The sequence below is a fragment of the Kitasatospora sp. NPDC007106 genome, assembly GCF_040634455.1.
Lineage (GTDB): Bacteria > Actinomycetota > Actinomycetes > Streptomycetales > Streptomycetaceae > Kitasatospora > Kitasatospora arboriphila.
The window spans coordinates 1-11,475 of the sequence record NZ_JBEYFP010000151.1 but is presented as its reverse complement, the minus strand read 5'-3'; the positions used below and the strand labels follow the sequence as shown (position 1 = coordinate 11,475).

Here is an 11,475-nt window from a genome sequence, read left to right as displayed (position 1 = left end):
ATTAAACAACAATACGGAATACGTTTTATGTCTTGGGGTGACTGGTGTTCAGAGGTGGGCTAGTCCGGGGCGGGCACGTGTCGGCGGCGGGCGGCGGGGTCGGCCGCCGACGGGCGGTCAGGCGGCCGGTCCGGTGCGGTCGATCGTGCCCGGGGGCGGCGCCCGGAAACCGCGGTCCGGCCGGGGGCCGGTGGCGGCGGTGCGGGCTTCGGCCACGGGACGCTCTGCGGTGGACACGGAACGGAACCTTAGGTTAGGCGTACCTAATCGCGTCAAATCGGCCGATCTGTCGGGGTGTCGGTGTGTCGACGGCCCGTCAGGTCCATGTAAGGTGAGGCATACCTTAGTTGATCACGGGAGTCCTCCGATGCTCCAGCTGACGGCCGCGCGCGCCTCCGCCGCCGGGCCACCCGCATCGATTCGGCGTCTTGTCGACATCTGCCCGGCACTGCCGGTCACCCTGCTCGACAGACCGCCGGCCGACCGCGAACGCTGGTGCCCCGGAGACGCCCTGGCCGCCCGCGCCGAATCCCTCGTCGCCGCCGAGGCCGCCCGCATCGAGGCCGCGCACGGCACCGCCCCGCGGCCCCACGTCGCCGCGTCCCGGCTCCTCCACCACTACCTGTGGTCGCTCTGCCTGCTCACCGCCGGGCCCTGGTACCTCGACGGACGGGCCGCCCGGATCGCCCCCTCCGCCCTCTGGATCGAGGAGTCCACCGGAGACCTCGCCCTGCTCGCCGACCTCCCCGACGACGGACCGCACGGACCGGACGGCCTGCGGACGACGGTCGCCGCCCACGCGGGGCCGGTGCTCGGTGCCTTCCAGCCGTACGTCCGGCGCGGACCCCACGCCCTCTGGGGCATGGTCACCGACGACCTGGTCTCCGCCCTCTGGTACCTCGGCCGGATCCTCGGCGAGGAGGACCGGGCGGTCACCGCAGCCTCCGTCCTGCTGCCCGGCGGCACCCCGCCCTTCAGCGGCGCCGCCGCCTTCCGCCGTCTCCCCGGCACGGAGGGCCGCCGCCACTGGACCCGCACCCGCCAGGGCTGCTGCCTCTACTACGCCGTCCGCCCGGACGAGGCCTGCACCACCTGCCCCCGCACCCCCGACGACGAACGCGTCCGCCGCCTGGAGTCGTGAGTGCGGGTGGACCAGGTGCCCCCACGCGCCCCTGATCGGGCTCCCCCGATCCTGCGAGGTTCAGGCCCTGCGGGAGACGGCCACGCCGGTGAGGCAGAGGGCGCCGCCGGCGAGGGCGAGGGGGGCGGGGAGTTCGCCGAGGAGGAGCCAGGCCATCAGCACCACCAGGGCGGGGACGGCGTACGTGGTGGCGCCCATCCGGCCGGCGGTGGTGCGGGAGAGGGCGTAGGCCCAGGTGGTGAAGGCGAGGGCGGTCGGGAAGAGGCCGAGGTAGACCAGGCCGAGGACGGCGGAGGCCGGGGCCCGGCCGAGGTCGTGCACCAGGCCGGGCGCGAACGGCAGGCAGGCGACCGCGCCGATCAGGCAGCCGAAGGTGGTGGTCTGCAGGGGAGTGGCGTGCCGCAGCGCGGGCTTCTGGAGCACCACGCCCGCCGCGTACGCCGCGGCGGACAGCAGGCAGAGCACGATGCCGAGCAGCGAGCCGTGCCCGCCGTCGCCGGACATCGACAGCCCGGTCACCACGGCGCCCGTGAAGGAGACCGCGATCCCGGCGACCAGTCCGCGCGGGAAGCCCTCCTTGAGCAGCCAGCCGCCGAGCAGGGCGATGAGCAGCGGGCCGATGTTGACCACCATCGCGGCGGTGCCCGCGTCGACCTGCTGCTCGCCCCAGTTGAGCGCCACCATGTAGAACCCGAACCAGAGCACTCCGGAGGCGGCGATGCCGGGCCAGGCGGCCCGCGGCGGCAGCCCCTCGCCGCGGGCGGCCAGCAGGACGATCAGCGCGATCGCGCCGACGGCGAGCCGGCCGAGGGCGAGTGCCCCGGGGCCGAAGGAGGTGCCGGCGTCGCGGATGACGACGAAGGCGGAGGCCCACAGCACGACGGTGGTGGCGGCCGCGCCGAGGGCGCGTCCGTCGAGCGGCGCGGCGGCGTCGGTGAGTGTCTGCTCCATGCCGCGCACGGTACCGGCCGGAGGGTTCGTTGCCGACCGAAATATCGCGGGCCGAAACGGCGCAGGCCGCCGGTCAGCAGCCCTCGGAGAGCAGCTTGTCGTACGCGGCCCGGACGGTGCGGTCCATGGCGAGCATGAACTGGGCGTCGGCGGTGGCCCGGGCGAGCGGGCGGACCCGGCGGATCCGCTCGGTCAGTCCGGCGGCCTCCTCGGGGGTGAGGTCGTCGACGTGGGCGAGTCCGCCGAGCAGGTGGTCGCGGGCGAGTTCGGTGAAGGCCTCGGCGACGGCGTCGAGGTGTTCCTGGGTCCTGCGGCTGACGTCGAGGACGGCGGCGAGCGGGACGCCCTCGGCGACCAGGGCGAGGGTGGCGTCCATCAGGCGGCGGCTGATGTGGGTGATGCCGTCGTCCTCGACGGTGATGTAGCCCTGGGCGATGGACTCGGCGGTGTTCTCGGGGGTGAGCTGGTCGCCGAAGGCGGCGAGGAGTTCGTCCCAGCCGAGCCGGACGGGGGTCTCGTCGGACCAGGGGGCGGCGATCTCGTCGCGCAGGCCGATCAGGTCGGCGACGTCGCGGCCGCTCTCGCCGGCGCCGATGAGTTCGCTGATGCCGCCGAGGGTGTGGCCGCGGTCCAGCAGTTCGCCGATCATCCTCAGCCGGGCGAGGTGCTGCTCGCCGTACCAGGCGATCCGGCCCTCCTTGCGGGGCGGCTGCAGGAGCTTGCGTTCACGGTAGAAGCGCAGGGTCCGGGTGGTGATGCCGGCGGCCGCGGCGAGCTCCTCGACGCGGTACTCGCGGGGCTGTCCGCTGCTGCTGGTGATCTCCGCCACGCCGCTCAGCATAGGGCGGTCGCGCCGCGAGACGTCGTGTCCGGCTCCTTCCGCACGGGGGCGGCAGCGGCTACTCTGCCAATCGTGCCAGTGATTACTGGCACGGTTAGGCTCGACAGTCCCCGCCGTTCCACCAGCTCCACCCGGATCCACCCGCACCCCGCACCTCATACCCCCCACCCTCGCCACCTGCCCTGGAGCCGCCGCATGGCATCGCGCAGCAAGCAGCCCGCCGCACCCGCCGCGGGCGCGACCGACCATCCGCACGTGCGGGTCGCCGTGATCGGCTCCGGCTTCGGCGGCCTCGGCGCCGGCGTCCGGCTCCGCCGGGCGGGCATCACCGACTTCGTCATCCTGGAGCGGGCCGCGGCCGTCGGCGGCACCTGGCGCGACAACAGCTACCCGGGCTGCGCCTGCGACGTCCCCTCGCACCTGTACTCCTTCTCCTTCGCGCCGAACCCGGAGTGGCCGCGCAGCTTCTCCGGCCAGCCCGACATCCGCGCCTACCTGGAGAAGGTCACCGACACCTTCGGGCTCCGCCCGCACCTGCGGTTCAACGCCGAGGTCACCGAGGCGCGCTGGGAGGAGGGCCCGGCCCGCTGGCGGCTCACCACGTCCGCCGGCACCTGGACGGCCGACGCCGTGGTCTCCGCCGCCGGGCCGCTCGCCGACCCGCAGATCCCGGACGTCCCCGGCCTCGCCGACTTCCCCGGCACGGTGTTCCACTCCTCCCGCTGGGACCACGACTACGACCTGGCCGGCAAGCGGGTCGCGATCGTCGGCACCGGTGCCTCCGCGGCCCAGATCATCCCGGCGATCCAGCCGCAGGTCGGCCGGCTCACGGTCTTCCAGCGCACCCCGGCCTGGGTGCTGCCGCGCCGCGACCGCGAGATCACCGGCCTGGAGAAGTGGCTGCACGGCGCCCTGCCGCCGACCGGCGCGCTGCGCCGCGGCACGCTCTTCGCGCTGCGCGAGCTCCAGGTGGACGCCTTCGTCCGCCGCCCCGGCCTGCTGAAGCTCGTCCAGAAGATCGCCGAGAAGCACATCGCCCGCGGTGTCGCGGACCCTGCGCTGCGGGCCCGGCTGACCCCGGACTACCGGATCGGCTGCAAGCGCATCCTGCTGAGCAACACCTACTACCCGGCGCTGGCCGCGGCCAACACCGACGTGGTCTCCTCCCGGCTCGCCGAGGTCCGCGGCTCGACCCTGGTGGCAGGGGACGGCAGCGAGCACGAGGTGGACGCGATCGTCTTCGGCACCGGCTTCCACGTCACCGACATGCCGATCGCCCGGCGGGTCTTCGGCATCGGCGGGCGCAGCCTGGCCGAGGAGTGGAAGGGCGGCATGGAGGCGCTGCGCGGTTCCACCGTGCGCGGCTTCCCCAACCTGTTCTTCGTGATCGGCCCGAACACCGGCCTCGGCAACAGCTCGATGATCCTGATGATCGAGTCGCAGCTGAACTACCTGGTGGACGCGCTCACCACCCTGGACTCGGTCGGCGCGACGGCCATGCAGCCCACCGCCGTCGCCCAGAGGCACTGGAACCTCGAACTGCAGCACCGGATGGACCGCACGGTCTGGACGACCGGAGGCTGCGTCAGCTGGTACCTCGACGACAGCGGGAAGAACACCGTGCTGTGGCCCGCGTCGACGACCGCCTTCCGCCGCGCCACCCGCCGGGTGGACCTCGCCGAGTACGAGCTGATCAAGCGCCCCGCGGCCGTCACCGCCGCGGCGCCCGCCGAGGAGGTTCCGGCATGATCGACGCGGACTGCGTGCTGCCCGACCCGGCCGCGATCAGGCGGGTCCGCTCCGCCGACGGCACCGGGCTCAACGTGGAGCTGTACGGGCCGACCGGCGCCCCGGTGGTCGTCCTCGCCCACGGCTGGACCTGCTCCACCCCGTTCTGGGCGCCGGTGGTGAACCGGCTCGCCGCCGACCACCGGGTGGTCGCCTACGACCAGCGCGGCCACGGCCGCAGCGACGTGCCGTCCGGCCCCGGCGGGTACGGCACGGCCCGGCTGGCCGACGACCTGGAGGCCGTGCTCACCGACGTCCTGCCGGACGGCGGCCGCGCGGTGCTGGCCGGCCACAGCATGGGCGGCATGACGATCATGGCGGCGGCGGACCGCGGCGGGGTCGCCGCCCGGACGGCGGGCGCGCTGCTGATCAGCACCGGCCCGGCCGACCTGGTCGCCGAACTGCTGGTCGTCCCGGCGGCCGTCCGCGGCACCGGGCTGCGCCGGGCGCTGCACCGTGCGGTGCTGGAGTCGAAGCTGCCGCTCGGCCCGGTCAACGGCGTCAGCCGCGCCCTGCTGAAGTACGCCACGATGGGTCCCGGCACGCCCGCGGCCCGGGTGGACGCCTGCGCCCGGATCGTGCACGCCTGCCCGACGTCCGTCCGGCACGGCTGGGCGAAGGTGCTCGGCGAGCTGGACGTCACCGCGGGCCTGGCGAGGCTGACCGCGCCGACCGCCGTGGTGGTGGGCAGCAGGGACCGGCTCACCCCGCCGGTGCACGCCCGCCGGATGGCCGCCGCACTGCCCGACCCGCAGGGCCTGTTGGAGCTGCCGGGCGTCGGGCACATGTCCCCGATGGAGCGGCCCGCCGAGGTCGCCGCCGAGATCCGCCGGATCGTCACCCTCACCGCCGACACCCGCGCCGACACCCGCGCCGACAAGCAGAGGAGCGCCACCGCATGAACCCGCCCCTGTCCTCCCAGGTCGTGGTGGTGACCGGTGCCGCCCGCGGCATCGGTGCCCTGATGGCCCGCCGGCTCTCCGCGCAGGGTGCCAAGGTGGCGCTGGTCGGCCTGGAGCCGGCCGAGCTGAAGGCGGTCGCCGCCGAGTGCGGTCCGCACGCCTCCGCCTGGGAGGCCGACGTCACCGACCTGGAGGCGCTGAGCGCCGTCGCCCGGCAGATCCAGGACCGCTACGGCCGGATCGACACCGTGGTGGCCAACGCCGGCATCGCCATCGGCGGCCCGCTGCTGGACAGCGACCACCGCGCCTTCACCCGGGTGATCGAGGTCAACCTGCTCGGCAGCGTGGCCACCGCCCGGGCCTTCCTGCCCGCGCTGACCGAGAGCCGCGGCTACCTGCTGCAGATCGCCTCGCTGGCCGCGCTGACCCCGGCGCCGCTGATGTCCGCGTACTGCGCCAGCAAGGCGGGCGTCGAGGCCTTCGCCCACGCGCTGCGCGCCGAGGTCGCCCACCAGGGTGTCAGGGTCGGTGTCGGCTACCTCAGTTGGACCGACACCGACATGGTGCGCGGCGCCGACCAGGACACCGTGCTCAAGCAGATGCGGGCCCGGCTGCCCTGGCCCGCCAACAAGACGTACCCCCTCGGACCGGCGGTGGACCGGCTGATCGCCGGCATCGCCCGCCGCTCGGTGCACGTGTACGCGCAGGCCTGGCTGCGCGGCATGCAGCCGGTCCGCTGGCTGGTGCCCTCGGTGGTGGCGCTCGGCGGCCGCCGCGACATGGCCCGGCTGGAGCCGGAGCTGAGGGCGACCGCGGACCAGCGGCTGCGGCCGGTCGGCGCGGGCGGCGAGGCCGACACCGCGGCCCGGAGCACCGGCACGCTTCCGGGTGAACCGGCGGCGGGTCGAGTGGACGGCACGGCGGACTGACCGTCAGTCTCGGGCCGGGGTGGCGGATTCCGGCACCCCGGCCCTGACGGCTTTCGGCCAACCGGGTGCGGTTACGTTGGCGTAAAAGCTCCCCATGAACAGCCCAACGGCCGGTAAACCTCCGGCATTTGAGTGATTTGTCCGCACTATTTCGCGGCCGGAACGCATCTGACACGTGCACGGCGGGAATGCGTAGCCTCTGCTCGGCGGCCCCCAATGCCGCCATTCCCCCACACCCTCCTCGGGAGAGCAGATGCGCCGTTCTGCCCGTGTCATCCGTCCTGCCCTCGCGGCCTTCCGCGGCAACCGGCTGCTCGCCGCGGCCGCCCTCGCCGGCGTCCTGTCGGTCGGTCAGCTGGCCCTGCCGGCCTCCTCCACCGTGCTGGCCGCGCCGAGCGCCTCGGCCTGCACCGGGGGAGAGGACGCGGCCGCCCGCCGCGCCGCCGGCTCCACCGCGCACGAGCCGAACGCCGTCAGCGACGTGCAGGCCCAGGCGATGGACGCCGAGCTCAAGGCCCGCGTGGCCAAGCTGGCCAAGACCTCCCAGGGCTCCCAGCTGCTCGCCGACTCGGCGCTGGCGGCGACGAGCATCCCGGTCTACGTGCACGTCGTCCACTCCGGCACGACGGGCAAGCTGTCGGCCGCGACGATCGCGAACCAGATCGCCGTGCTCAACGCCGCGTACGGCGGCCAGGGCACCGGCAACACCGCGACACCCTTCACCTTCACCCTGGCCGGCACCGACTACACGGACAAGGCCGCCTGGTACAACGGCATCACGCCGGGCTCCAGCGCCGAGTCGCAGATGAAGTCCACCCTGCGCAAGGGCGGCGCCAACGCGCTCAACCTCTACACCGCGAGCCTCGGCCAGAGCCTGCTGGGCTGGGCGACCTTCCCGAGCTCCTACTCCTCCAACCCGACCGACGACGGCGTGGTGATCCTGGACGCCTCCGTCCCCGGCGGCTCGGCCACCAACTACAACGAGGGCGACACCGCCACCCACGAGGTCGGCCACTGGCTCGGGCTCTACCACACCTTCCAGGGCGGCTGCAACGGCAACGGCGACTACGTGGCCGACACCCCGGCCGAGAAGAGCGCCGCGTACGCCTGCCCGACCGGCCGCGACACCTGCACCACCAAGACCGGCGTCGACCCGATCCACAACTTCATGGACTACACGTACGACTCCTGCATGTACCAGTTCACCCCGGGCCAGGTGACCCGGATGACCAACTCCTGGGCCGCCTACCGGGCCTGACCCGGCGCAGCCCTGCCGCGCCGCCCGTCCCGGGTCCGTCCCGGGACGGGCGGCGCCCGTGCGCCCCGGCGGTTCGACCCAGTACGGTCGGCGCATGACCACTGCTCTCATCACCGGCGCCACCGCGGGGATCGGTGCCGCCTTCGCCCGACGCCTCGCCAGGGACGGCCGCGACCTCGTCCTGGTCGCCCGCGACACCGAGCGGCTGGAGGCGGCCGCCGCGGACCTCGGCAAGCGCTTCGGCGTCCGGGTCGAGACGCTCACCGCCGACCTCGCCACCGACGCGGGCATCACCGCGGTCGAGGAGCGGCTGCGGGACGCCGAGCACCCGGTCGACATCCTGGTCAACAACGCCGGCTTCGGGAACAAGGGCGCCTTCCTCCAGGTCCCGCTCGGGGCCGAGCTCGACATGCTCAAGGTGCACGTCGAGGCCGTCCTGCGGATCACGAGCGCGGCCGTGCCCGGGATGCGCGAGCGGGGCCGCGGTGCGGTGGTCAACGTCGCCTCGGTCGCCGCCTTCTTCCCGCGCGGCACCTACGGGGCCAGCAAGGCCTGGGTGGTCAGCTTCACCCAGGGCGTCGCCCGCGACATCGCCGGCAGCGGGGTCCGGCTGCAGGCGCTCTGCCCCGGCTTCACCCGGACCGAGTTCCACCAGCGGGCCGGCATGGGCACCTCGAACATCCCCTCCTGGGGCTGGCTGGACGCCGACCGCGTGGTCGACGACTCGCTGCGCGACCTGGTGCTGGGCAAGACCGTCTCGGTGCCCGGCAAGCGCTACAAGCTGGCGGTGGCGCTGGCCCGGTTGGTGCCGAGCGGCCGGGCGGGCGCGATCTCCTCCAAGGCCGGGCGCAGCTACGGGCCGAACTGAACGCCAGACTGGGGATGGCGCGGCCGGACCGCCAGGAATAGGGCCAGGCTCATTATTAGTTAGGCTAATGATGATGCAGCCCTTGCCCGGCGGTCCCGCCCGCCCCCGCCCCCGGAGGTCGCCCTTGAAACTCGACCGGATCGACTGGACCCCGCCCGAACGGGACCGGGCGGAGCCGCCCCCGCCCGCCCAGCTCCGCCGCATCCTCGCGCTGTTCCGGCCCTACCGCGGGCGGCTCGCCGTGGTCGGCCTGCTGGTCGCTGCCTCCGCGGTCGTCTCGGTGGTCACCCCGTTCCTGCTGCGGGCCACCCTGGACACCGCGATCCCGCAGGGCCGCACCGGGCTGCTCACCCTGCTCTGCCTCGGCATGATCGCCGCCGCGGTCGTCAACAGCATCTTCAACGTGCTGCAGACCCTGATATCCACCGTGGTCGGCCAGCGCGTCATGCACGACCTGCGCACCGCCGTCTACGCCCACCTGCAGCGGATGTCACTGGCCTTCTTCACCCGCACCCGCACCGGCGAGGTGCAGTCCCGGATCGCCAACGACATCGGCGGCATGCAGTCCACCGTCACCATGACCGCCACCTCGCTGGTCTCCAACCTCACCGGCGTCGTCGCCACGGTCGTCGCCATGGTCGCCCTCGACTGGCGGCTGACCGTCGTCTCGCTGCTGCTCCTCCCGGTCTTCGTCTGGATCAGCCGCCGGGTCGGCAACGAGCGGAAGAAGATCACCACCGAGCGGCAGCACAAGCTCGCCGCGATGAGCTCCGCCGTCCAGGAGTCGCTCTCGGTCAGCGGCATCCTGCTCGGCCGCACCATGGGCCGCGCCGACTCGCTCTCCCGGGACTTCACCCGGCAGTCGGACGAGCTCGCCGACCTGGAGGTCCGGGTCAACATGGCCGGACGCTGGCGGATGTCCACCATCCAGGTCGTGATGGCCGCGATGCCCGCGCTGATCTACTGGGCCGCCGGGCTGACCTCCGCCGGCGGCGCCCCGATCGTCTCGGTCGGCACCCTCGTCGCCTTCGTCTCGCTGCAGCAGGGCCTCTTCCGGCCGACCGTCAGCCTGCTCTCCACCGGGGTGCAGGTGCAGGTCTCGCTGGCGCTCTTCCAGCGGATCTTCGAATACCTCGACCTGCCGGTGGAGATCGCCGAGCCGGCCCGCCCGGTCCGCCTGGACCGCGTCCGCGGCGACGTCACCTTCGAGGGCGTCGAGTTCCGCTACCAGGGCGACCAGGACCGCCCCACCCTCGCCGGCGTCGACCTCAAGGTCCCGGCCGGCAGCTCGCTCGCCGTGGTCGGCGAGACCGGCTCCGGCAAGACCACCCTCAGCTACCTCGTCCCGCGGCTGTACGACGTCACCGGCGGGCGGGTCTGCATCGACGGCACCGACGTCCGCGAACTCTCCTTCGACACCCTGGCCCGCGCGGTCGGCGTGGTCTCCCAGGAGACCTACCTCTTCCACGCCTCGGTCGCCGACAACCTGCGCTTCGCCAAACCCGACGCCACCGACGAGGAACTCGTCGCGGCCGCCGAGGCCGCCCAGATCCACCCCATGATCGCCGCCCTGCCGGACGGCTACGACACCCTGGTCGGCGAACGCGGCTACCGCTTCTCCGGCGGCGAGAAGCAGCGCCTCGCGATCGCCCGCACCATCCTGCGCAACCCGCCCGTGCTGATCCTGGACGAGGCCACCAGCGCCCTCGACAACCGCACCGAGGCCGCCGTCCAACAGGCCATCGACGCGCTCGCCGTCGGCCGCACCACCATCACCATCGCCCACCGGCTCTCCACGATCCGGCACGCCGACCAGATCGCCGTGCTCGACGCCGGCGAGGTGCTGGAGCTCGGCAGCCACGAGGAACTCCTCGACCGCGGCGGCCACTACGCCGCCCTGCTCCGCCGCGAGGAGGCCGCCTAGGGAGTGTCCTCACGGGGGCACCACGCGGGTGCACCCACGCGCCCCTGGTGGTGCATCCGTACCCTGGTGGTGCACCCCCTCCTGCGGGCCGGGCCCGGTGTCAGTCGGTGGATTCGCGGGCCGCGGCGGCGGCCGCCAGTGCGGCCGTCAGGTAGCGGCGGACGGTCGCGAGTTCCGAGGCGTCGAAGTCGTCCGCCGTGCCCACCAGGGCCCCGATCAGCGGGCCGAAGAACGACCAGCCCAGGCCGACCGCCTTCTCGTCCACGGTGAGCAGCACCCGGCGGCGGTCCCGGTCGTCCCGGGTGCGCGCCACCAGGCCGAGCCGTTCCAGCCGGTCGACCAGACCGGTGGTGCCGGCCGAGTTGAGCCGCAGCGCCGCGCCGAGCCGGCCGGGGGTGACGGTCTCGCCGGCCCGGGCCGCGTCCAGCAGGTGGATGAGCGCCCGCAGGTCCGTCGGGTGCAGGCCGTGCCGGGCCGCGAACTTCGCGCCGAGCAGGTCGAACTCCACCGTCACCGCGCGCAGCAGGTGCACCAGTTCCATCGCCGGCCCCTCCGGCCGTTCCTCCGTCACCGCGGCCACCGTCCTTCCTCCGTCGACCCCTCCGGAGTTATTCTCTCGTTCAGCGAGAGAATTGGTCAACGAGACACCGTCGCCGAGACGACCGGGGGGTCAACCGTGTCCAGCACCGCGTCCCGCACGCACCAGGACTTCGACGCCGCCTACGACGCCCTGCTGGCCCGCTGGCCGGCCGGCACCGCCGAACTCGACGTCCCCACCCCGTACGGCACCACCCGGGTGCACGCCCACGGCCCGGCCGGTGCGCCGCCGCTCGTCCTGCTGCCCGGCGGCGGCGCCACCGGTGCGGTCTGGGC

10 protein-coding genes and 1 pseudogene are annotated in these 11,475 nt (G+C 73.7%); 8 read left to right on the top strand and 3 right to left on the bottom strand.

The window, feature by feature from the left end; all coding sequences use genetic code 11:
- Positions 1-367 precede the first annotated feature (367 nt).
- Complete coding sequence (locus tag ABZ641_RS15345; RefSeq protein ID WP_359982145.1) at positions 368-1,141, top strand: (2Fe-2S)-binding protein; 774 nt, start codon at positions 368-370, stop codon at positions 1,139-1,141.
- Positions 1,142-1,201: 60 nt separating this feature from the next.
- Here ABZ641_RS15345 and ABZ641_RS15340 read toward each other — a convergent pair whose 3' ends face one another.
- Positions 1,202-2,092: a DMT family transporter gene (locus ABZ641_RS15340; RefSeq protein WP_344626318.1), complete on the bottom strand. Its 891-nt coding sequence runs from the start codon at positions 2,090-2,092 to the stop codon at positions 1,202-1,204.
- A gap of 73 nt (positions 2,093-2,165) precedes the next feature.
- Positions 2,166-2,921 carry a MerR family transcriptional regulator gene (locus ABZ641_RS15335; RefSeq protein WP_344626317.1) on the bottom strand — a complete coding sequence of 252 codons (756 nt, stop codon included), beginning with the start codon at positions 2,919-2,921 and terminating at the stop codon, positions 2,166-2,168.
- A 207-nt stretch (positions 2,922-3,128) separates the two neighbouring features.
- On the opposite strand from ABZ641_RS15335, the gene ABZ641_RS15330 reads away from it, so the two are divergent.
- The 6 genes from ABZ641_RS15330 to ABZ641_RS15305 all read left to right on the top strand — a co-directional run bounded on the left by ABZ641_RS15330 (position 3,129) and on the right by ABZ641_RS15305 (position 10,602).
- Complete coding sequence (locus ABZ641_RS15330) at positions 3,129-4,682, top strand: NAD(P)/FAD-dependent oxidoreductase (RefSeq protein ID WP_344626316.1); 1,554 nt, start codon at positions 3,129-3,131, stop codon at positions 4,680-4,682.
- Positions 4,679-5,623 (top strand): alpha/beta hydrolase, encoded by a 945-nt coding sequence (locus tag ABZ641_RS15325; RefSeq protein ID WP_359982141.1) that lies wholly within the window; start codon positions 4,679-4,681, stop codon positions 5,621-5,623. The genes ABZ641_RS15330 and ABZ641_RS15325 overlap by 4 nt, the downstream gene beginning before the upstream one ends.
- Entirely contained in the window at positions 5,620-6,552 is a 933-nt protein-coding gene (locus ABZ641_RS15320) for an SDR family oxidoreductase (protein WP_359982138.1), read from the top strand. Before ABZ641_RS15325 ends, ABZ641_RS15320 begins: the two co-directional genes overlap by 4 nt.
- 253 nt (positions 6,553-6,805) lie before the next feature.
- Complete coding sequence (locus tag ABZ641_RS15315) at positions 6,806-7,810, top strand: zinc metalloprotease (RefSeq protein ID WP_359982135.1); 1,005 nt, start codon at positions 6,806-6,808, stop codon at positions 7,808-7,810.
- Positions 7,811-7,904: 94 nt separating this feature from the next.
- Positions 7,905-8,678, top strand: a complete 774-nt coding sequence (locus ABZ641_RS15310) for an SDR family NAD(P)-dependent oxidoreductase (protein ID WP_344626312.1) — start codon at positions 7,905-7,907, stop codon at positions 8,676-8,678.
- 124 nt (positions 8,679-8,802) lie between these two features.
- Positions 8,803-10,602, top strand: a complete 1,800-nt coding sequence (locus tag ABZ641_RS15305) for an ABC transporter ATP-binding protein (RefSeq protein ID WP_344626311.1) — start codon at positions 8,803-8,805, stop codon at positions 10,600-10,602.
- Between the two features lie 100 nt (positions 10,603-10,702).
- Here ABZ641_RS15305 and ABZ641_RS15300 read toward each other — a convergent pair whose 3' ends face one another.
- The gene (locus ABZ641_RS15300; protein ID WP_359982148.1) at positions 10,703-11,143 is read right to left on the bottom strand and encodes a helix-turn-helix domain-containing protein; all 441 of its coding nucleotides are present in this window, start codon (positions 11,141-11,143) and stop codon (positions 10,703-10,705) included.
- A gap of 135 nt (positions 11,144-11,278) precedes the next feature.
- Here ABZ641_RS15300 and ABZ641_RS15295 point away from each other — a divergent pair.
- Positions 11,279-11,475 (top strand): annotated as a pseudogene (locus ABZ641_RS15295) (alpha/beta hydrolase); the annotation flags it as partial.